Raw genomic sequence first — 22551 nt, forward strand, 5'->3', positions numbered from 1 at the left:
AAGGGGGAAATGAGATATGGGTGTTCATTTTTTTACGGGTTTTCCAGGATTCATTTCAAGTCAATTAATACGAGAGCTATTTCAAAAAAATAAAACGCAAAAGGTTATCGCAATAGTGCTAGCAGGGGAATTACCAAAAGCAACTGTTGAAAAAGGCAAGATAGAAGTAGACTATCCTCATTGTACGATACAGATTGTCGAAGGGGACATTACACTACCTAATTTAGGGATGACAAATCAAGTAGTACAGGAATTACTGCCACAAATTGAAGTGTTTTGGCATTTAGCAGCTATTTATGATTTAGCGGTTCCTAGAGATATCGCATGGAAGGTCAACGTACATGGAACAGCGATGGTAAATGATTTTGTACGTACACTTCCAAATTTAAAGCGGTATATGTATTTTAGTACAGCATATGTTGCTGGGCTGCGTGAAGGGATTTTACGTGAAAATGAATTAGTCCGACCGCCTGCTTTTAAAAACTATTATGAGGAAACAAAATATGAGGCAGAGCATCGTGTAGAAGATTTAAAGTCGGAGATACCTATAACGATTATTAGACCAGGAATTGTGCGTGGACATTCAGAGACTGGGGAAACGATTAAATTTGATGGACCATATTTCTTTTTAAATATGGTGGATAAATTAAAACGTTTACCGTTTATACCTTATATAGGGCTGTCGAGCTCAGCCATCAATGTTGTGCCGGTTGATTATATTATAAATGCCGCAACTTATATAGTGGATGAGAAAAGCGCAGAAGGCAAAACGCTACATTTAACAGATCCGAACCCACATCCTGTACAAGAGGTATATCGCACAATGGTAAAGTTATTAACGGATCATTATCCTAAAGGACGTTTTCCTTTGTCGTTAGCAAAAAAATCGTTAAAAATACCTTTCATTCGAAAGTTGCTAGGTGTCGAGCAAGAATCTTTAGATTATTTAACTTGGAATGCTGTCTTTGATACAGCAGAAGCGGTTGCTATTTTACAAAAAGGAAATATTACATGTCCTGATTTTATACAAACAATGCCGAAGATGGTGGATTTTTATCTAGCACATAAAGACGATAAAAACTATCATATTCAAATTAAATAATGATGGATTTCTTTGTCAGCTTTAAATGATAGTGCTATAATAAACGAACAAAAGAAATATCCTTAGACATTTTGTTAAAGGGGAGTAGCTAGCAGATGCGAGCGATGCATCTGATTTCACATTCGTCAAGACATGGTATTTACCATCGGGTGTGATAGCAAATGTTGTTGCTTTGAAAAAGGTGCAATGCCGATACCTGTAATGAAAGAAGTGACAAATACAAATTTGCTTAGCAAGACCTTTGCCTTCTTTCAGGCAGGGGTCTTTTCTTTTGCATTTGACTAGTAAATGATCGCAATTTTGGGTATACAGAGTTTAAAGGAGGAACAGAGGATGGAAGCAATATTATTACAATATGGCTGGGTACTGATTGTACTAGTTGTATTAGAAGGATTACTAGCAGCAGACAACGCAGTTGTAATGGCTGTTATGGTGAAACACTTACCGCATGACCTACAAAAAAAGGCACTTTTTTACGGATTATTTGGAGCATTAATATTCCGATTCTCTGCGCTCTTTGTTATTACAATATTAGTTAATTACTGGCAAATTCAGGCGGTTGGAGCAGCCTACCTATTGTTTATGTCAGCGAAAAATATTTATGACTTGAGAAAAAGTAAAGATGAGGAAGAAGAAAATGATGAGGCAGCTGTGAAAAAGGGATCTGGCTTTTGGATGACTGTCTTAAAAGTTGAGGTTGCCGATATAGCATTTGCGATTGATTCAATGCTTGCTGCGGTTGCTATTGCTGTGACGCTTCCACACTTAGGTAATTTTGATATTGGTGGCATTAATGGTGGACAATTTATTATTATGCTATTAGGTGGCTTTATCGGTGTTATAATGATGCGTTTTGCCGCGCAATGGTTTGTGAAAGTTTTAAACGACTATCCTTCACTTGAAACTGCTGCATTTTTAATTGTTGGCTGGGTTGGGGTAAAACTTGTTGTTTTAACATTAGCTCATGAAAAAGTGGGTATATTACCTAAAGAATTCCCTCATTCAACAGGCTGGGAATTAACATTCTGGATTGTGTTAATTGGTATCGCATTTGTCGGTTATTTAGTAGGAGTACGTAATAAAAAACAAACAAAATAACTGCTTGTAATTTTTTGTGAATATATAATGAAATTATTTTTAAATCCGCGTTGCTTTCTGCGGGCAAGGCACGAGCGTATCGCTCGCAACACTAACTGAGTCATGTGCGCTTGCTTTTCCCAGCGAAAGTGTATGCGGATTTTTGCTTTATATCGAATAAATAGCTCGAGGTGATAGTTTTATCCTGTTTAAAACAGCCTCTTTCTTTTTTTATAGATTTTTTCTATACTAATATCTATCTTGGCATCATGAGTGGAAGGAGTTGATGAGGTGCCTTGGAAAAAATCATCTAATAAATTAATCACACCGTTTCAGGCACTAGTGTCTTATTATTTCATAGCAATAGCAATTTCCTTCCTATTGTTACGACTTCCCGGCGTTCATCAAGCGGGAGTAAAAGTGTCATTATTAGATAGCTTATTTACTGCAGTAAGTGCTGTAAGTGTAACCGGCTTAACAACGTTTAATATTTCAGAGACGTATACAACATTTGGGCTCGTCATGGTACTTGTTATTTTACAGCTCGGCGCGATTGGTATTATGTCACTGGGTACTTTTGTTTGGTTGCTTGTAGGGAAAAAAATTGGGATGCGTGAACGTCAGCTAATTATGATCGATCATAATCAGTATAATTTATCTGGCGTTGTCCAATTAATTCGAGAAATATTGAAAATTTTAATCGGCATAGAATTAGCAGGAGCTATTATTTTAACTGCGCATTTTACGAATTATTTCGATACATTTGAACAAGCGCTTATTCATGGTGTCTTTGCTTCTATATCAGCTACTACTAACGGTGGTTTTGATATTACTGGGATGAGTTTACTGCCATTTCATAATGATTATTTTGTTCAATTAATAACAATGGTGTTGATTGTGCTAGGAGCAATTGGCTTCCCAGTGCTAGTTGAGATAAAAACATTTTTACTTAATCGGCATGCTAATTTCCGTTTTAGCTTATTTACAAAAATAACAACAACTACTTATGCAATTTTATTTGTTGTAGGAGCGCTCGTTATTTTACTGCTTGAGTCTTTCCATTCATTTAAAGGGATGCCTTGGCATGAAGCGATCTTTTCCGCAATGTTCCATTCCATATCTACACGTTCAGCAGGACTTACAACATATGATGTAACATCCTTCAGTGAGGCGACAGATATTTTTATGAGCTTTTTAATGTTCATTGGTTCTTCTCCAAGCTCAGTTGGGGGCGGGATACGGACGACGACCTTCGCTATTGCGATATTATTTTTAATTACGTTTGCAAGGGGTAGAGAAGATATCCAAATTTTCGGACGTGAAATCCATTTAATCGATGTCTTCCGTGCGTTTGTCGTTATTTTAGTAGCTTGTTTTATGGTGCTAATGGCTACAATCATTTTACTAATTACAGAGCCACATGCGACTCTTATACAAATCATTTTTGAAATTACATCTGCGTTCGGAACATGTGGAATGTCTTTAGGGATTACCTCAGATTTATCAGTCGTAGGTAAAATCATCATTATTATATTAATGTTCATAGGGCGAGTTGGTTTAATTTCCTTCCTGTATTCACTTGGTGGAGGCGGAAGAGGTAAAAAATCTAAATTCCATTACCCTAAAGAACGAGTTATTATTGGCTAAACATTTAGAAGCATAGATATAGAGGGTTTTAAGGGGGCAAATTATTCATTTGCCCCCTTTAAAATTGGAGTCAAATAATTTTATTTGCATAGGCATGGTGAGTCTTGTCCTAATATTCCATGTACATGTAGATTTGCGTTACGGGTCGTACGGGAGCTTAAACCAACATTGGAGCGGAAAGCACCACCTGTAGTGGAAGTCAACAGTAGTGATCTAATGCTATAAACTGGTCGACAGTCTGAGGCAAACCTACGCTAATGGAAGAAAATACAATAGCAACATTTCTAAAAAAAGTTTAGCTGCGTAAGTGTGCGGGTACATCTTATTAAGAGTGGAGAAAGAAAAATTACCATCTTGTACTAGAACTGAGGGACATCTAATACAGCTTTTTGAAAAGGATAGAAGCGGCGGTGAACCCAGTTACGAAAAAGAATCAAAAGGAGAACTTAACAATGACACTTACAAGCACAGCTAAACAAGAATTAAAGGACTTATTAAAAGAGACACATAAACGAGGTATTATGAAAATAGATCATAGTGATCGAGTAAGCAGTATGACAGATGGTGAAGCATTAGGTTTGCTCATTTCGGTAGTAAAACGTACTTTGTAATATTAAACAGAGCAAAATAGCTCCATGACACCTTGGCTTCTTTGATCATTGTATTTAAGTTGCTATATTCAATTAGGAGAGGGAGTACTTTCACTGCAATATTATTTTTTAATTAGACAATAAAAGTGATTCTCCTTTATGACTTTCTTCTATTATATTGTATTTAATATTTTATATATAAGAAGATGCTGGCAATTTTTCAGATAGAAGACCATGAAGTATGTTCATTTGCTTAACGAAAAATATAAAGAATACGAAACGATATTAGCTAAGAAATGATAGTTTTTTTGTGCAATTTAAAAGAATAAATATAGATTTAGAAATCATTTAGAATAAGCATTTATTAGTCATACAGCAAATATGTTGAAGAAATATCTAAAAATTTAGAAAATTTAACAAAATATTTCCTGATTAAAAATGTTGCTTATTGGGTAATAAGTTTTGGTTGCTCATAACTATATTTTAAGTAATTTGAACTAATAGTTTTAATGTGATTGTGAATCCATTACTAGCATTAAAAGTTAGTGGCAGTCGATAGAATTTGTAATTGCTTCGTAATACGAAGAATAGGGGATTAGTTAAAAAATCGGATTATTTTAGTTTCAAAAATAAAAAAACGCTATTCCTTGAATAATTTCAAGTGAATAGCGCTTTTTTATTAAACGGAATGGATTGTTGCAAAATACGGTTCTTGGCCGTGTCGGAAGTAGGTTAAAAGATAGCCGTTTTTTTGTACAATTTTGCCATTTGAGAAATTTTGATAATCCAAGTTATGTGGGATGATAAGTGTATGCTTGAACAGTTCCTTTTCAGTTAAATTCAAGTTGGCAAATTCATCTCCTGCAAGGTTAGGATTTTCACGTAGAGCTGTGTAAAGTGCTTTTTGTTGAACTTCAGTTGGGCGATCTTTCCACCATAATTTACGTGGTTGGAATTGCTGTGCCTTTAAATAATCAAGCTGCATTAAGCTTTGGATAATTTGTAAATTAGCACCTTCCACAGTTTCTAAAAACTCAAGTAAACGGCGGAACAAATCTTCTAGCTGATGACCAATACGAGACCAGCCCTTAGTCTCCCAGTAAGTTCCAAAGTTTTGGAAGAAATCAAATGGTGTCTCAAATACTTCTGTTACTAAATATTCGATTGTATGGTCCATACGGTGAGCATTCCAATATTTCTCAAGTACATCTTCTGCATGTTTAATACGGACAATATCATCGAAGGTTAATACATTATTCGAAAAGATTTCATAAGGAGATAAATCTACATAGGTATAGCCAAACTTTTCAGCCTCCAAACGAAGACCTGTACCACGCAATAGCTTTAAGAAGCCTAGCTGTAATTCCTCAGGGCGCATAGCAAAAACATCATTAAATGTTTGTCGGAAGCTACTATAATCCTCTTCTGGTAGACCAGCAATTAAATCTAAATGTTGATCTATTTTTCCACCATTTTTGACCATTGTTACTGTACGCGTTAATTTTTCAAAGTTTTGACGACGTTGTACAAGTGTGTTTGTTAAATCGTTTGTAGATTGAACACCAATTTCAAAACGGAAAAGTCCTTTTGGGGCATTATCATTTAAAAATTGAATGACCTCGGGACGCATTATATCAGCAGTAATTTCAAACTGGAAGACTACGCCTGGCTTATGCTCATCTATTAAAAATTGGAACATTTCCATCGCATAGCTACGGCTAATATTAAATGTACGATCGACAAATTTAATAGTTCGCGCACCATTATTCATTAGATAACGAATATCTTCCTTTATACTTTCTCTATTGAAATAGCGTACGCCTACTTCAATAGAAGATAAGCAAAATTGACAGCTAAAAGGACAGCCTCGGCTTGTCTCAATATATTGAATTCGCTTGCTTAGATGTGGAAGGTCTTCTTCAAAACGGAAAGGGCTCGGTAATTCTCGTAAGTCAATTTTAGGTGCTTGCGCGTGAATTCGAACTTTACCGTCCTCTAAGTAACAAATGCCTGGAACATCTTCTAAAGGTATTTCTCCATGCAAATGGCGTAGTAACTGCTTAAATGAAGTTTCCCCTTCACCCATGACAATGAAATCAACTTCTTCAATTCGCCGTAACCAATGATGGACATCGTATGATACTTCAGGTCCTCCCAGCAAAATTTTAACATTTGGACAAACTGTTTTTAACATTTTAATAACGTGTATTGTTTCTTCAATATTCCAAATATAGCAACTGAATCCTACGATATCGGGGTTTTTTTGAAATAAATCTGATACAATATTAAATGCAGGGTCTTTAATTGTGTATTCTGCAATTACTGGATTGTATTCAGGTAAAGCAGCACATTTTAAATAACGCAATGCTAAATTTGTGTGGATATACTTTGCGTTTAAAGTAGTTAAAATAGTATTCATGCATTAATCTTCCTTTCAACTTCTAATTGTAACAGTCAAGTAGCTGACAAACAATATAATCCTTTAGACCTATTTATTTTGTGAACGGTTCGTGAAATAATTTTAAATACTTAAATTTACTAAATTTTGTAATAATAGAATCGTACAGTCATAAAGTATAGTAAAGGCTCAAAATTCGAATGAGAGGTTTTTTACTCTTTTGAAAGGTTCGGTGAGAAAGTTGAAGCAAAATGATATAAATCAATGTTTTGGAAATCTTATGAAAAGTACTTCGTCACCAACACTTATTCTTAATAAATCAGGGAAAATTTTGAATTGTAATGAGGCAGCTATTAAACTTTTTAATCTTAATTCATCATTTAAAGGTTATATAACAATGGACGAGCCATCCAATATTAAGTGGGCTAAGTTCGTTAAGGAACTACAATGTGAGTTAAGATCAGAAGAAATATTTAATATTCGTAAAAATAACAATGATCTAGAAATGATGTCCTTTAAATGTTTCTATGATCCAAACACAGAAGAAATAGTCGCACAGCTATCCACTATCAATAATGACAGAGCAATTGAATTGTATGTTAGTAAGGAACAGGAACGTTCACAATCCTTCAGCGCATATGATCATTTACCCTATGCTGTTATTGTGAGTGACGCGAGTGGGATTATTCTTGGTTTAAATAAATATGCAGAAATGTATTTGAAAATAGAAAAATCGCAGCTTCTTCATAAAGCGCATCAACATATATTTGATTCATTTACAATGAAGAATGGACAAATCACAACATATTTATCCAAATTGATGGGCGAAAAACATGCCATTATTCATGTTGTAGATGAAACACAAGTAAGTAGAACGTGCTATTACGAAATTTCAAGTGTTTTCGACGAATATAATAATATTATCGTCACTGTTATTAATGATGAAACTGAGAAAAAGCAGTTGCAGCATAAAGTAGAGCATCAGGAAGCATTGAATGTAGTTGGTCAAATGGCGGCAAGTATTGCACACGAGATTCGTAATCCATTAACTTCTTTAAAAGGCTTTACAGAGCTTTTAAAGCTGAATGCGGATGAGGAATCACGCATGTATTTATCTGTTATCGATAGTGAGTTACAACGGATGGAGCAAATTTTGTCTGAATTATTAGTATTGTCCAAGCCAACAAGTATGAAGGTAGAATTAATCGAATTAGATCATATTGTAAAACAAGTGATCGAATTTATGTTACCTGATGCCTTGATGAAAAAAATTATGATTCAATATATACCTTCAGCTACGGGAGTGTTTATTGGTGGCAATGAAAATCGTTTAAAGCAAGTATTTATGAACCTTATTAAAAATGCGATGGAAGCTATGCATAATGGTGGCACAATTACGGTTGAAATGAATGTGATTGATTGTACGATTGTAGAGTTAATGATTAAAGATGAAGGCAGTGGAATGGATAGTAAAACAATCCAAAACCTATTCCAACCTTTTTATACGACGAAATCAACAGGGACAGGACTAGGCCTTGCTTTCGTGAAAAAGGTAATCGAAGAGCATGAAGGTGTAATAGGTGTTCAAAGTGAAGTGCAGAAGGGGACATGCTTCCATATGCAGTTTCCAGTTTACACATTCAATCAGTTGGACCCGTTAGATGTTTCGGCGAAGGATTCTGCTTATTTAGTAACCTAAATACAGTGAAAATTATTTCAATAGTGCGCTATTATTGAATGCTTTTGACAATGCTTTTCAAAAGTCGCTATAATGACATGTATAAAGAGCGAATTGAGAGGACTAGGCTATGACGTCAGAAGAAGATTTAAAGCAAACTTTAAAATTATATATAGTATTATCCCGTGCCCATAAAGCAATAAATGAGATGACCAACCATTTTTTTCAAGAGAATGGTGTGAATCCTACTGAATTTGCAGTTTTAGAACTCCTTTATCATAAAGGGAGACAACCATTACAGCAAATCGGCAATAAAATATTACTTGCCAGTGGGTCTATTACGTATGTAATTGATAAGCTTGAAAAAAGAGGCTATCTTTTACGGGTTTCCTGTCCATCAGACCGTCGCGTTACCTATGCAGAAATTACCGCGGAAGGTGAAGCGTTTATGGGCGAATTATTTCCAAAGCATGAACAACATTTACATGAATTGATGAGTGCATTATCAGTCGAGGAAAAAGATCAAACGATAGGCTTATTAAAAAAATTAGGGCTATCAATTAAAGATTTGTCTTATTAAAAAGAGTTGTCTCAAATGGATTTTGAGGCGATTCTTTTTTCTATGCCTAAATATAGGATTTTAAAAAGGAACTTAACGTTGTTTTTTGTAAGGAATCGAATATAATAGCTATTTTTGCCTTTTAGGAAGCTTATTTAAGGGATTAACAATGCCACCCTATGTTTTTTGTTGGTGATTAAAAAAAGGCCTTAGAATGAATTCTAAGGCCTTTCAAACAATTGGTATTATTTTTTAGAAATAGTAGCTGCCATTGCAAGCATTGCAGCAGTTAAATCTTGTTCATCATTATCATGAATTGTTAATTTTGTAATGAGTCCATCTTTTTCAAATACTACGCCAATTACTTTTTCAGTATCAAAGTCTACAACATAGCCCTCAATATTTTTAATATCCTTAAATGCAGAAAGTTCTTCAGCCGATAATGCTACTGGTCCTCCAACTGCATTCATGTAGTCTTGCATAGATGTTTTAACTGCATCATAGCTTGTTTCAGAAGCATTTGTTGTTTCAATACGCATAAATACTTCATCATCAGCATTTGATACTAACATGTCTTTTCCTGGTTCTTCTTGAGAAAGAGTGAATTCAGGTAGTTGTTGGAATTTATAGCCCTGATCAACACTATCAGATTCAGTTGCTGTTTCCTTTTTGTCGACGCCTTTTTGAACGTATTTCACTTCTTGTTCTGGTTTAGCTTGTGTGTCTGTAGTTGCATCATTTGATGTAGGCGTTTCTTGCTTGTCATCGCCTGCAGTTTCATTCTCAGATGGTTGTTGTGAGTTCGCTGGTTCATTTTGTTCAACATCTGATTGTTCTGTCTTATCCGAGGTATTACACCCCACGACAATAACAGCTGTTAGTAATAATGCAAGCATTGAAAATAATTTTTTTTGCATGAAAAGCCCTCCTTTTCTATATTAAACGCTAATAAAAGATAAAATGTTTCCAATTTTTTTTGTTATGATGTTAAAGGTAACACTAAAAACAATAGTAGAACAAAAACAACATGGGCCACAATAACTAAAGGCATACTCTTGCGCCATTCATAAATAAAGCCCCAAATTAGGCTTGTTACAAGAGCTGCGATTATACCTAGCTTAAAACCACTAAATGCAATCGAGATGGCACATAAAATTGCTGTTACAACAACTGCTAAGACAGGGCGCATAAAACGCTTCAATTGCTGTTGTACGTAGCCACGCCAAAATAGCTCTTCGCCAATGGCGACAATAAACACAAGTAAAATATAGTGCCAAATATTTTGTGGACCGTAAACAGTTAAAAACTTTTTCACTGTTACTACTAGCCGATCATTTATATATGGAGCGAGCCAATAACCAAAACGTATAATGCCATATGTGATTGTACCGTATCCTATGCCGAAAATTAGAAATTTCCAAGTAGGTAATTGATCTTCAATTGTACCTGAAAGAATAGCAATAGCTATACATACGAGCAGTGTAAATGCATATAGGTACCAAAATACAGCTGGATTAGCAAATGTAAAAGCAAGCATGCCATAAACGAATAATAAAGAAAGGAGAAGTATTATTGTTTGTTTCGAATTTGTTTGCATAATTCGACCTCCATACTTTAATTTTACCAAAAAAATAGTCCCTTATCATCTATTAAGATAAAAAGGGACTATTCAGAATATTAAGCTTCACTTGCATATAAGATTTTGTAACGTTTATGGTTGACGACCGTTTTCTCTTCAATTTCAAGGGAATCAAAATTCTCCATATATGTTAGATCAACGATCACCGAATTTTCATTTACTTTTTCAACAATACCTTGCAAACCATTTTTAAACTCGATAATATTTCCAACTTCAGCTATTTTCACAGACAGTCAGCTCCTTCATCGACTAATAATATACAGTTTGCATGAAAAAAAGGAAAACGTAAAGCTTTTTTTGAATAATTCATAATTTAATACACAAAATAAGGAAAGAGAAGGGAATAGAAAAAAATGGATCAATATGAAAATATGCTTAAACAATTACAGGAAGGAGAAATACAAAGTATCGAAATTACTAAAGATCAATTTTATGAGTTTCGTGAAGTATTAGTGAAACACCCCTTATTTAAACATTTTAGAGGTGAAGCAAAGCAAAATGGGATTATAATATACACTTATTTGGAAATTCCTAGAAGTTAATTTTGTCGAACATTGTCGTAACTTAATGCTGTAAGAAATGAAATATAAATGTATAATAATGGTATGATTATTTGTATGTTGGAGGGTTGTATGAATGGTCAATCTACTCTTGAAACAAATGGAACAAACTCGTGAGATGATGATTCGCTCTGGTGTTGAAAACGGGTTACAGAATGCAAAAACCATTCAACTGAGTCGCAGATTAGATCAGTTAATGAATACTTATTATAGACAGACAACATTAGAAGAAGAAGAAGATCAAGATGATTTGTTTCAGTATTCAGAGTAAAACTTTTTAGATTAGATGTTTAAAAATGCATTTACTGGGGAATAGTTAATATGAACACAGCAACATTCTCATTTCCCCCTTTAGAGCAGTGATTCCCATCACCTGCTCTCTTTTTTTTTGCTTATTCGGTATATATGCCATACATAATAAAGTTAGTACAAGTATTAAGAAGAATTTGAATTATTGAACTGATTCATCTACACTAAAAACACATCATAAGCTAAGCAAAAATTCTTTAAAGCTCAACTAATCTAAATGAGCGTAAGGAATAAATTGATTAGTTTTACTAAGTGAGTTAGTTTCATTCAATCGTGCGGAAGGCGGCTATTCCAACAAGAAGAGAAGCTTAGCGTGGGAAGTGGCTCGGTACTTGCCCGAAAAAGCGTCCGTCTATAGTGTAATGATGCGAATAAAATTGATTCAAGTAAAGGAGTTATTACATATGGGAAAAGAGCGTATTGCATTTATCGGTACAGGTGTTATGGGTGCTAGCATTATCAAACACTTATTGGAAAATGGCCATGAGGTGACAGTTTATACTCGCACAAAAGAAAAAGCAGAGCCGTTAATGGCATTAGGGGCTAGTTGGGCTAGTTCTCCAGCTGAAGCTTTTAAAGATAAGGATATAGCGCTAACGATGGTTGGTTATCCAACTGATGTTGAGGAAGTTTATTTTGGTGAACATGGTCTATTCAAAACTGCCCAGGCTGGTAATATTGTTATCGATATGACTACATCTGAGCCAACTTTAGCGAAGAAGATTTATACACATGCTCAAACACTAGGAGTGGAAGCATTGGATGCCCCTGTTTCTGGTGGAGATGTTGGTGCTCAGAATGGCACATTGTCGATTATGGTTGGTGGGAACGAACATGCATTTAATCAAGTTGCACCAGTATTACAACAATTTGGTGCAAATATAGTTTACCAAGGTGGAGCAGGTGCAGGACAGCATGCAAAAATGTGTAATCAAATCGTTATTGCATCTGGGATGATTGGTGTATGTGAGTCGCTAGCATATGGCTTAAAGGCGGGGCTAGATTTAGCTACTGTTTTAAAATCTATTTCTTCAGGTGCTGCTGGTTCGTGGTCTTTAAGTAATTTAGCACCACGTATGATGAAGGAAGATTTTGCCCCAGGTTTTTATATTAAACATTTCGTAAAGGATATGAAAATTGCTTTAGATGAATCACAAAAAATGGGAATTTCTCTACCAGGGCTATCATTAGCTTATGAAATGTATGAAAAGCTGATTGCAGAAGGCTACGGTGACAACGGTACACAGGCTCTTCTAAAGTATTATCAATAGACAATTATAATTGAATTCATAGAAGCAAAAGAAGAAAAGTGTTAGATTGACTGCCATCAATCTAACACTTTTTTGCATGCCGTTTTGTTTGAGTGCCTGGCACTACCCTCCGACAATAAACTTAGTGAAATCGCCAGTAAAGATCCGAGAATCGCCCGTAAAGCAGGAGAAATCGCCAGTAAAGGTCTGAGAATCGCCCGCAAAGCAGGAGAAATCGCCAGTAAAGGTCCGAGAATCGCCCGAAAGGCAGGAGAAATCGCCAGTAAAGGTCCGAGAATCGCCCGTAAGGCAGGAGAAATCGCCACAAAAGATCCGTAAATCGCCCGTAAACGTTTGAAAAGCATCCTCCATCGCAGACGATTCTCTACTCTTTACTAAAAAGTTGAGAATCTAAGGAGAAGCTAGATGCCCCTGCAAGAGCAAAGTAGAGTGCTATAGCACCTAATGCTAGGTCAAGCTCATAACCAGCCAGTCCATCCGCTCCGATAAAACCAATACTAAGCTTTGCTGTAAAGATAGCAACAATCATTGTAATTGTCAGTAAAGCACCAAAAATTCTTGTTGCTAAGCCTAAAATAAGAGCAGCTCCGCCAACTAATTCAATTACCGCAACGATATATGCCATAAAACCTGGTATACCTAGACTATCAAAGAAGTCAGCAGTGTAGCTGATTCCGCCTTGGAATTTTTGGAAACCGTGCACCGTAAAAATAATGCCGAGAACGACACGTAAAATAGTTGAACCAATGTTTTGCATAATGTAATTACTCCTTTTCTTTAACTTACATTTCGTAACTTAGTTTATTTTTAAAAACAACTTTTGTCAAGTAACTAAGTTGATTTTAAGAACTGATTTTTAAAAAGTGATATAATCTTTTAATAAGAACTAGTAATAATGGAGGGGAGTAAATTGAATCAAAAAAATATTTGTCCACGATTTGAAAAGGCACTTATGCTATTGAATCATCGTTGGAATACTTTGCTTATTTATCAGCTACTTGACGGTCCACAACGATTTTCAACCATTAAAAATCAGTTGAATATTAGTAGTCGTGTGTTAACAGAGCGACTAAAGGAGTTAGAGATCGAAGAAATTGTTTTACGTACCGTGATTCCTTCTACACCAGTTGTTATTGAATATGAGCTTACAGAAAAAGGATATGCAATCACACCCGTGCTAAAAGCAATAGAACAATGGTCTAATAAATGGGTAACTATTACTGAGGAATAATAAAAAGATATTCAAGCGAGGGGCTTGAATATCTTTTTTTATTCTTTGTAAAATGGTTGGTAACGGATTAACCAATTTATGGCCATTTAGCAGTTGTATTTGTTATATTGTAAATAATATTAATTTTTATTAAACAAAAGGTATTTTTTAATACAGATAGGAATTAATTTAATATTATAAGAAGGAAAAGGAGGGATTTAATGAATCAGAGGCAAGCAGGAGAAGCTCAGCATCGCAGTCAGCTGGCACTCTATTTATCATTGCCGATACTATCATGGGCGTTTTACGATTTTGCTAATACGATATTTTCTTCAAATATTAATACAGTTTTTTTCCCATTTTATATGGACGAAGTTTTAGGTACGAATGAAGTCATGCAACAAGTAGCTAGTACATTTATTTCGTATGCCAATGCATTAGCAAGCTTTTTTCTAGTAGTTTTTTCACCGCTTTTTGGGGTATGGATAGATCAAACAGGCTATAAAAAACGATTCATTGTCTGGTTTGCATCGATTTCGATTATATTTACCTTTATGATGGGTGTTTTTGCAAATTTAGAGACAACAACAAATTATTCAGGTGTACCTCTCAGTTTATTTTTAGTCGTTGCAAGCTTTGTCATTGCGAAATTTTTCTTTAATTCGAGTCTCGTATTCTATGATTCGATGATGGGTGATCTTGGGACAAAAGAAGAAATGCCCCTTATTTCTGGTTATGGTGTAGCGATTGGTTACTTAGGTACTATTTTGGGGCTTCTTGTTTATTTATATGTAGGAAACAGTGATTTCCACCGTGCATTTATACCAACAGCGATTTTGTATTTATTATTTTCATTGCCATTATTTTTTATTAATAAAGATACGCCGATACCAAAAGAACAGCGTAAAACGACGAAGTTTTTTGAAGGTTACAAGGAAATTATTAGTACATTTAAAGATATGAAGCAATATAAAGCGATTTTTACTTTTATGATTGCGTATTTCTTTTTAAATGATGCAATTGCCACAACAATTGCAATGATGGCTGTTTACGCAACTACTATTGTAGGATTTTCCTCAGGTCAATTTATTATTCTATATTTAGTTTCCACCGTATCAACAATTATTGGCTCACTCGCATTCGGCTATATTACGAAAGCCATTGGTGCTAAGCGGGCTATTACTATTGTAGCGGTGTTAATGATTATCGCCTTAACCTTTGCTGTTTTTGCGACAGAACAGTGGATGTTTTGGATTGCTGGCAGTATGTTTGGTATTTCACTAGGCTCTATGTGGGTTACATCAAGAACATATATTATTGAGCTATCACCAGATGATAAGCGAGGGCAGTTTTTCGGACTATTTGCTTTTTCTGGTAAAGTTTCATCGATAATCGGACCAGCTGTATATGGAACGGTTACATTATGGATGAAAGATTACGGTACATTAGCAAGTCGCGTAGCATTATCAACATTAATTTTGATGACGGTTATTGGTCTATTGGTTCATCTAAAAGTTAATGATAAAAATGGAAATACCAGATAGGAGAATTGTATCGCCTATGATACAATTGAATTATTATTTGATGTTGAAATAGAAAGGAGCGGGGTTGCTTTGGAACATAAAGGCATATTATTAGAAAGTGGCACAAATGAGCTAGAAATCGTTGAATTTGAAGTAGCTAACAATAAATTCGGTATTAATGTTATTAAAGTAAAAGAAATTATTCAACCGATTCCAGTAACATTTATTCCACACGCGCACCCGCATGTTGAGGGAATTATTCAATTAAGAGGCGAGGTACTCCCAGTAGTAGATATGCTACGAGTACTAGGGATACAAAGTGCAGAACGTAATCCACAACAAAAATATATTGTTGCTGAGTTTAATAAACAACGAGTTGTTTTTCATGTAGATAACGTAACACAAATCCACCGTATTTCATGGAATCAAATCGAAAAACCTTCAGATATGTATCAGGGGGGTACTTCGCAAGTTATCGGTGTTATTAAGCAAAATGAACAAATGATTTTATTACTAGATTTCGAGAAAATTATGGTTGATATTAACCCTGATTCGGGTATTAGTGTAGAGTCAGTAAAAAAACTTGGTAAACGTGAACGCTCTGAAAAACGCATTTTAATTGCTGAGGATTCACCATTATTACGTAAGTTATTATTTGATACGATGAAGGAAGCCGGTTATGAGAATGTTGAGTTCTTTGAAAATGGCCGTGACGCTTATGAATACTTAGAAGCATTGGCGAAAAGTGGCAGTAATGTAACAGAGCACATTCAATTAGTAGTTACTGATATTGAGATGCCACAAATGGATGGTCACCATCTTACACGCAAAATTAAAGAGCATCCTGATTTACAAAAGCTACCGGTCATTATTTTCTCTAGTTTAATTACAGATGATCTTCGCCATAAAGGCGATCAAGTAGGGGCAGAGGACCAAATTAGTAAACCCGAAATTGCAGAGCTTATTTTACGCGTCGATCAACTTATTCTATAAAACTAGCGAAAAGGAACTTCACAATTATAATAATTGGTATCCTGAAATGTTAATAAAAAATGAAAGTCGGATACCTTTTAGGTTCCGACTTTTTTTGTATAAATGACGGTGCTATTAACACAAAATAATTAGACTACCGATTGTTCTATAAAGGAAGTGATTATTTGGATGAATTGAAAACAGCTATCATTGATATTGGTTCGAATACGATTCGTTTAGTGCTGTATCAGTATGATAATGAAGAGGGGCTTAGAGAGCTAGGTAATATTAAAACGGTTGCACGGTTACGTACATATTTGCAACCCTCAGGTGACATGTCAGAAGAAGGTATTCAAGTACTAACGGAAACATTATTAACATTTAAAGCAATGCTTGATGATTTTGAAATTGTAGATGTGAAAGCTGCTGCAACAGCTGCAATTCGTCAAGCAACGAATCAAGAACAAATTATAGCTTTAATGAAAGAGAGAACCGGCATACAAATAGAGCTTTTGTCTGAGGAGGAAGAGGCGTATTTCGGTTATGTTGCTGTAGCGCATTCAATTGGAACACTTTCTGCCGTGACCATCGATATTGGTGGGGGAAGTACAGAAATAACGCTATTTAAAAATAAAGAACTGATTGAATCCTTTAGCTTTCCTTTTGGAACGGTGTCGTTAAAGCAACGATTCGTAAAAGGTGACATTATGAATAGTAGTGAGAAGAAAGAATTGATTGCCTTTGTGAAAGAGCAGTTTAAATCACTTCCTTGGATTCAACAAGTAGGATTACCAATTATTGCGATTGGAGGCAGTGCAAGGAATATTGCGCAAGTTCATCAGCAACGGCATCAATATCCTATTGCGAGTGTGCATGGCTACGAAATATGTAAAGAGGATTTGGATCAGCTCAGTTTGTTTTTAGGTAACTTAAGCTTCCAAGAATTAAAACATTTAGATGGTTTATCGACAGACCGCGCTGATATTATTGTACCTGCTTTAGAGGTGTTTCGCGTGCTTATGGACATTGTCGGTAGTGAAGTGTTCCAGCTAACGAAAAAAGGATTACGAGAAGGGCTTATTATCCACCGTATTTTGCAAAAAGATGCAAATGCCTTTGATAAATATAATGTTTTTGAGGGAAACGCTAGAAGGTTAGCTAGGCAGTATGGACGCTCTGAGGCAGAAGTTGATTATTTAATGCACCTAGCAGATCAATTATACCGTGAGTGTTGTCATTTGAAATTTTTACAATTTGACGAGACCGATTTGCAATTGTTGAGGAAGGCAGCAAAGATATTTAATATCGGGGAATATATTGAGTTAAGCTCCGCCAGCCAACATACCTTTTATTTAGTTGCCAATCAATCAATTGATGGCTTAAACCATAAGGAAAGACTAAAACTTGCACTTTTAGCATCGTATAAAAATAAAGATTATTTTTACCGATTTGCTGCTCCTTTTATAGAATGGATGAGTCGTGAAGAACATCGTAAAATACGTGATTTTGGTGCATTATTAAAATTTGTCTATGCGTTAAATGTATCGAAAAGAAATATTGTACATGCTATTGAAATGCAACCTAAGGATAATTTTGTCCAGCTAAACATTTACGTTAAAAAAAATGCGGCTGCCGAAAAATATCAAGCTAATCGGCATAAAAAACATCTAGAACGTGCTCTAAAGACACCAATTAAAGTAAATTTTATTGAAGAAGGGTGGAACCAAGATGACAACGGAAGTAACGAACAATCGCTTACATGAAGAAGATTTTTCAGAAGCACATAGCCGTTTGCTCGAAGAAATTGCAAAGCCTCAATATTATAATAATCGTGAATTAAGCTGGTTGGCATTTAATGAGCGTGTTTTAGAAGAAGCAGAGGATGTCAATAATCCTCTGCTAGAACGTTTGAAGTTTTTAGCGATATTTAGCTCCAATTTAGATGAATTTTTTATGGTGCGCGTAGCAGGGCTTCAGGACCAAGTACGTGCTGGTTTTCATAAAGCTGAAAATAAATCAGGCTTAACACCAAAAGAGCAATTGGCAAAAATTGCTGAGCGTACGCAAGCTTTAGTACGTCGACAAACGGAAGTATATAGACATTTAATTTATGATTTATTGCCCCAGCATAATGTACATATTGCGGACATGAAGGATTTAAATAGTACGCAAAAAGCATTTATAAATGAAATGTTTGCTGAGACAATTTTCCCTGTACTAACACCTGTGGCAGTAGATGCTTATCGACCATTTCCAACATTGCTAGGGAAAACTTTAAATTTACTTGTACTATTAGAACAAGATGAAACAGATTTTGAAAGCCGTGAAAGGGTTGCGATAGTGCAGGTGCCATCTGTTTTGGATCGTTATATTAAAGTCCCTTGTGCTGAGGGCGAAACGGTCATCGTACTACTCGAGGATGTGATTGTTGCTCATATTGAAAAGCTTTTCTATGGGTACAGTGTTAAATCTGCACAGGCTTTCCGTCTAACACGTAATGCGGATTTAACGATTCACGAAGAAGGCGCACGCGATTTACTCGTTGAAATTGAAAAAGAACTAAAAAAACGCAAATGGGGAGTCGGTAGTCGACTCGAAGTACGTGTCGGAGAAATGAATGAAGAAGTCCTAGCTTATTTACTAGATGAATTTGAAATCGAGGAGACCGATGTTTTTCATATTGATGGCCCATTAGATTTAACATTTATGTTTTCATTTGTGAAAGGTATTTCTGTAGGACGAGAACATTTAGAGTATGAAAGCTTTATCCCACAGCCACCTTTAGATTTACAATCAGATGAAAATATTTTTGAAAAAGCGTTACTACAGGACATTTTTTTCCATCATCCATATGAGTCATTTGCACCGATAGTAGACTTTATTTCAGAGGCTGCTGTAAATCCAAATGTATTAGCAATAAAGCAAACATTGTATCGAGTTAGTGGCAATTCCCCAATTATACAAGCATTAAAACTTGCGGCTGAAAATGGCAAGCAAGTGACTGTTTTAGTAGAGCTCAAAGCCCGTTTTGATGAAGAAAATAATGTGCATTGGGCGAAGCAACTGGAACAAGCAGGTTGTCTTGTTATATACGGTATGAATAATTTAAAAACTCACTCTAAAATAACGTTAGTCGTGAGTCGTCGAAATGGGAAAATTGAACGTTTTGTACATCTCGGAACAGGAAATTATAATGATGCAACGGCTAAAATTTATACGGACATGGGCATCATAACATCTGATAAGGAATTTGGTATTGATGCAACAAACTTCTTTAATTATTTAAGTGGCTATACGGAAAAACCTACTTTTAATCATTTAGTCGTTGCACCATTTGATATTCGTGATGAATTTATCCGTTTAATGGATGAAGAAATTAGTTGTCATAAGAAATACGGTAATGGGTTTATTCGAGCTAAAATGAATTCATTAACGGATAAGGATTTAATGATGAAGCTTTACGAAGCCTCTATTGCTGGTGTAAAAGTAGAGCTTATTATTCGCGGTATTTGCTGCATACGGCCAGGCATACCAGGTATTAGTGACAATATCACCGTCACAAGTATTGTTGGTCGATTCCTTGAACATTCACGTATTTATTGGTTCCATCATAATGGTGAAAACAAAGTTTACTTATCATCCGCAGATATGATGACAAGAAATATGATAAAACGAGTTGAAATTCTTTTCCCTGTCTATTCAATTGAAGCAAAAGCCCGTATTATGGATATTATGAACAAACAACTTGAGGATACTGCAAAGGCTCGTATTCAAGATTCCAATGGAAAATATCATTATAAAGAGTTTGATCGAAGCGAAGACCCTATTAATAGTCAGGAAATTTTCTTAAAGGATGCTCTAAAGCCTACGCTAGATGAAGAATAAATAACGAGCGTACTAGACGACTTAGAGTAAACACGCTACCTAGAGAGGGATATAATGAAAAAATATAGAGGAAATGTAGCGCAATTCGCAAACTATCGACAGATGGCACTGCTTAATCCGTTTGATGCAGTTATATGCTTGAAAAAAGCTGATAATGGGGAATTTGAAATTGTTCACTATAACGATAAACTCCCATTAGCTATAGTGTTGCACGATGTGAAAGCAACGAAAGCAGACCGATTCTTTACTAAGCAATGTTGGCAGCAATTATTGAAAATTGTACAACAAGAATTTAACATTGCACGGAAGATTGAGCTTTATTCAGAGACTGAGCAAATGCAAAAATCGTTTGCTGTAAGTGTACAGCAATTGGAAGCATCACTTATAGCTGTTATTTTACGTGAGGAACAGAATGATACGAAGCCTTATTTGCAATTCGTTGAACAACATGTGTGTCCTGTGCTAACGACTGATTTACAAGGTCGTATTATTCATCAAAACGTTGCTGCTACGTCTGTATTGTCGAGGGAACATCACAGTCTTATAGGACTTGATATTTTTTCATTATTGGAGTGCAACTATGTAAACGAAGTACAATTATTATTTGCTAAAACGATTGAAGGCGCTACATTGGATATGGCTAAATGTTTATTTAAGGGCAATTTACTAAGTAGCGAACCATTTTATTTGCGTATACATCCAACTTATTTTAATGGAGAAATAATAGGGGTACATTTTTTTGTAAAAGACCCGAAATCGTTTAAGAGTGATCACAATGCCTTTTATTATTTAGCCTTAAAGGACGAATTGACAGGTGTTTGGAATCGTAGAGCGTTTAAAGAGCATTGGCAACAGCATTTGAGCGATAAACAAAGTGAAAATCAGCAGGCAACAATTATTTTAGTAGATATAGATCGCTTTAAAAAATTTAATGAGTCCCTTGGTGAAAGTAAGGGTGATGAACTAATGCGGATGTTTAGTCATAGACTTCGTGAACTTTGTTACTCAACATGCTCACTTTATCGTTATAATAGCGACGAATTTATTTTTCTTTTAAAGGATGCAACAATCGATAAAATAGAGCAATTAGCTAATTCAATATTAGACTCGTTGAAACAGCCCTTTATGATTGATGAGCAGGAGTATTTTATCAGTGTTTCAATTGGTATTTCCTTAAGTCCCGCTGACGGTAAGGATATAGAAACTCTTGTGAGAAAGGCCGATCAAGCTTTATTTTCAGCGAAGGAGCACGGACGTTCACATTACCGCTATTATCGGGATGATATGACTAATGTGTTTCCAAATGAGGCATTGATGGAGGCCCATTTACGTCGTGCCATTGAGTTTAATGAGCTAAGTATACATCTACAGCCACAAATGAATTTAAATGATAATAGCATTAATAGCTTTGAAGCGTTATTGCGGTGGAATAATCGTAAATTTGGTTTTGTATCCCCAGCGCAATTTATACCTATTGCCGAGGCGACAGGCTTAATTGTTGAAATTGGTGATTGGATTATTAATGAGGTTTGTCGCTATCAAAAGGAATGGAATGTGAAGGGCTATCGACCAGTTAGAATCGCTATCAACATATCTCCAAAACAATTTAGAAAAGAAAACTTCGCGCGGAAGATTAAAGCAACATTGAAAAAATATAATGTCGCACCACAATTAATTGAAGTAGAAATTACAGAAAGCTCAATGACCAATGTCCATGAAACATATTCAATTTTAACGGAACTGAAGCAGCTAGGGGTTTATGTTTCGGTCGATGATTTTGGCACTGGCTATTCATCACTTAGCTACTTGAAACGCTATCCAATCGATATTATAAAAATCGACCAATCGTTTATTGCTGATATTGAAAAGGATGATAAAAATGAGGCGATTATTAAAGCCATTATTTCGATGTCCCATAATTTAGGACTTGAAGTAATTGCAGAAGGCATTGAAGAGCCATCACAAGTAGCATTCTTGAAACGTCATCGTTGTCAAAAAGGGCAGGGCTATTTATACAATAAACCTTTACCCGTTGAAACGATTGTTGCACAATATTTTGTCGGGTAATTGATATCACATTGCCGTTGATTTCCGCTATGGGCGGGCGCTTTCCGCGGGCACGACGTAAGCC

At 35.4% G+C, this 22551-nt stretch carries 21 protein-coding genes; 15 read left to right on the forward strand and 6 right to left on the reverse strand.

Annotated elements, in window-relative coordinates; genetic code table 11:
• Window positions 1-16: 16 nt before the first annotated feature.
• The 4 genes from ACIP9G_RS18660 to ACIP9G_RS18675 all read left to right on the forward strand — a co-directional run bounded on the left by ACIP9G_RS18660 (window position 17) and on the right by ACIP9G_RS18675 (window position 4437).
• Window positions 17-1102: an SDR family oxidoreductase gene (locus ACIP9G_RS18660; RefSeq protein ID WP_401021319.1), complete on the forward strand. Its 1086-nt coding sequence runs from the start codon at window positions 17-19 to the stop codon at window positions 1100-1102.
• Between the two features lie 333 nt (window positions 1103-1435).
• Complete coding sequence (locus ACIP9G_RS18665) at window positions 1436-2200, forward strand: TerC family protein (protein ID WP_401021322.1); 765 nt, start codon at window positions 1436-1438, stop codon at window positions 2198-2200.
• A gap of 270 nt (window positions 2201-2470) precedes the next feature.
• A complete protein-coding gene (locus ACIP9G_RS18670; protein ID WP_340826180.1) occupies window positions 2471-3826 on the forward strand; it encodes a TrkH family potassium uptake protein in 1356 nt (451 codons plus the stop codon).
• A gap of 452 nt (window positions 3827-4278) precedes the next feature.
• On the forward strand, window positions 4279-4437 hold the full coding sequence (locus ACIP9G_RS18675; RefSeq protein ID WP_340826179.1) for a hypothetical protein: 159 nt from the start codon (window positions 4279-4281) through the stop codon (window positions 4435-4437).
• 658 nt (window positions 4438-5095) lie between these two features.
• Here the strand turns inward: ACIP9G_RS18675 and ACIP9G_RS18680 are convergent.
• Window positions 5096-6835: a B12-binding domain-containing radical SAM protein gene (locus tag ACIP9G_RS18680; RefSeq protein ID WP_340826178.1), complete on the reverse strand. Its 1740-nt coding sequence runs from the start codon at window positions 6833-6835 to the stop codon at window positions 5096-5098.
• Between the two features lie 259 nt (window positions 6836-7094).
• On the opposite strand from ACIP9G_RS18680, the gene ACIP9G_RS18685 reads away from it, so the two are divergent.
• Together ACIP9G_RS18685 and ACIP9G_RS18690 are read left to right on the forward strand one after the other, a co-directional pair.
• Complete coding sequence (locus ACIP9G_RS18685) at window positions 7095-8513, forward strand: PAS domain-containing sensor histidine kinase (protein ID WP_401021327.1); 1419 nt, start codon at window positions 7095-7097, stop codon at window positions 8511-8513.
• Between the two features lie 109 nt (window positions 8514-8622).
• Window positions 8623-9072 carry a MarR family winged helix-turn-helix transcriptional regulator gene (locus tag ACIP9G_RS18690; RefSeq protein ID WP_340826176.1) on the forward strand — a complete coding sequence of 150 codons (450 nt, stop codon included), beginning with the start codon at window positions 8623-8625 and terminating at the stop codon, window positions 9070-9072.
• Between the two features lie 224 nt (window positions 9073-9296).
• Here the strand turns inward: ACIP9G_RS18690 and ACIP9G_RS18695 are convergent, their stop codons facing one another.
• The 3 genes from ACIP9G_RS18695 to ACIP9G_RS18705 form a co-directional block, all read right to left on the reverse strand.
• Window positions 9297-9968 carry a hypothetical protein gene (locus tag ACIP9G_RS18695; protein WP_401021330.1) on the reverse strand — a complete coding sequence of 224 codons (672 nt, stop codon included), beginning with the start codon at window positions 9966-9968 and terminating at the stop codon, window positions 9297-9299.
• A 62-nt stretch (window positions 9969-10030) separates the two neighbouring features.
• On the reverse strand, window positions 10031-10648 hold the full coding sequence (locus tag ACIP9G_RS18700) for a CPBP family intramembrane glutamic endopeptidase (protein ID WP_401021332.1): 618 nt from the start codon (window positions 10646-10648) through the stop codon (window positions 10031-10033).
• Between the two features lie 80 nt (window positions 10649-10728).
• On the reverse strand, window positions 10729-10917 hold the full coding sequence (locus ACIP9G_RS18705) for a YkvS family protein (RefSeq protein ID WP_024362262.1): 189 nt from the start codon (window positions 10915-10917) through the stop codon (window positions 10729-10731).
• 126 nt (window positions 10918-11043) lie between these two features.
• Between ACIP9G_RS18705 and ACIP9G_RS18710 the strand changes: the two genes are divergently transcribed.
• The 3 genes from ACIP9G_RS18710 to ACIP9G_RS18720 all read left to right on the forward strand — a co-directional run bounded on the left by ACIP9G_RS18710 (window position 11044) and on the right by ACIP9G_RS18720 (window position 12830).
• Complete coding sequence (locus ACIP9G_RS18710) at window positions 11044-11232, forward strand: hypothetical protein (protein ID WP_340826169.1); 189 nt, start codon at window positions 11044-11046, stop codon at window positions 11230-11232.
• A 94-nt stretch (window positions 11233-11326) separates the two neighbouring features.
• Window positions 11327-11521: a Spo0E family sporulation regulatory protein-aspartic acid phosphatase gene (locus ACIP9G_RS18715; protein WP_340826168.1), complete on the forward strand. Its 195-nt coding sequence runs from the start codon at window positions 11327-11329 to the stop codon at window positions 11519-11521.
• Window positions 11522-11963: 442 nt separating this feature from the next.
• Window positions 11964-12830 carry an NAD(P)-dependent oxidoreductase gene (locus ACIP9G_RS18720; RefSeq protein ID WP_401021336.1) on the forward strand — a complete coding sequence of 289 codons (867 nt, stop codon included), beginning with the start codon at window positions 11964-11966 and terminating at the stop codon, window positions 12828-12830.
• Window positions 12831-12886: 56 nt separating this feature from the next.
• Here ACIP9G_RS18720 and ACIP9G_RS18725 read toward each other — a convergent pair whose 3' ends face one another.
• Together ACIP9G_RS18725 and ACIP9G_RS18730 are read right to left on the reverse strand one after the other, a co-directional pair.
• Window positions 12887-13174: a hypothetical protein gene (locus tag ACIP9G_RS18725; protein ID WP_401021338.1), complete on the reverse strand. Its 288-nt coding sequence runs from the start codon at window positions 13172-13174 to the stop codon at window positions 12887-12889.
• A gap of 20 nt (window positions 13175-13194) precedes the next feature.
• Window positions 13195-13587 carry a DoxX family protein gene (locus tag ACIP9G_RS18730; RefSeq protein WP_401021341.1) on the reverse strand — a complete coding sequence of 131 codons (393 nt, stop codon included), beginning with the start codon at window positions 13585-13587 and terminating at the stop codon, window positions 13195-13197.
• A 153-nt stretch (window positions 13588-13740) separates the two neighbouring features.
• On the opposite strand from ACIP9G_RS18730, the gene ACIP9G_RS18735 reads away from it, so the two are divergent.
• The 6 genes from ACIP9G_RS18735 to ACIP9G_RS18760 all read left to right on the forward strand — a co-directional run bounded on the left by ACIP9G_RS18735 (window position 13741) and on the right by ACIP9G_RS18760 (window position 22487).
• Window positions 13741-14061 carry a winged helix-turn-helix transcriptional regulator gene (locus ACIP9G_RS18735; protein WP_340826163.1) on the forward strand — a complete coding sequence of 107 codons (321 nt, stop codon included), beginning with the start codon at window positions 13741-13743 and terminating at the stop codon, window positions 14059-14061.
• A 200-nt stretch (window positions 14062-14261) separates the two neighbouring features.
• A complete protein-coding gene (locus ACIP9G_RS18740) occupies window positions 14262-15584 on the forward strand; it encodes an MFS transporter (protein WP_401021344.1) in 1323 nt (440 codons plus the stop codon).
• Window positions 15585-15653: 69 nt separating this feature from the next.
• Entirely contained in the window at window positions 15654-16556 is a 903-nt protein-coding gene (locus ACIP9G_RS18745) for a chemotaxis protein (RefSeq protein ID WP_340826160.1), read from the forward strand.
• Window positions 16557-16720: 164 nt separating this feature from the next.
• Window positions 16721-18298, forward strand: coding sequence for a Ppx/GppA phosphatase family protein (locus tag ACIP9G_RS18750; RefSeq protein ID WP_401021347.1), 1578 nt, complete (start codon window positions 16721-16723; stop codon window positions 18296-18298).
• A complete protein-coding gene (locus ACIP9G_RS18755) occupies window positions 18264-20420 on the forward strand; it encodes an RNA degradosome polyphosphate kinase (protein ID WP_340826158.1) in 2157 nt (718 codons plus the stop codon). The genes ACIP9G_RS18750 and ACIP9G_RS18755 overlap by 35 nt, the downstream gene beginning before the upstream one ends.
• A 54-nt stretch (window positions 20421-20474) precedes the next feature.
• Window positions 20475-22487, forward strand: coding sequence for an EAL domain-containing protein (locus ACIP9G_RS18760; RefSeq protein WP_401021350.1), 2013 nt, complete (start codon window positions 20475-20477; stop codon window positions 22485-22487).
• Window positions 22488-22551 lie beyond the last annotated feature (64 nt).

The organism is Lysinibacillus sp. NPDC093197, assembly GCF_044754025.1.
GTDB lineage: Bacteria > Bacillota > Bacilli > Bacillales_A > Planococcaceae > Lysinibacillus.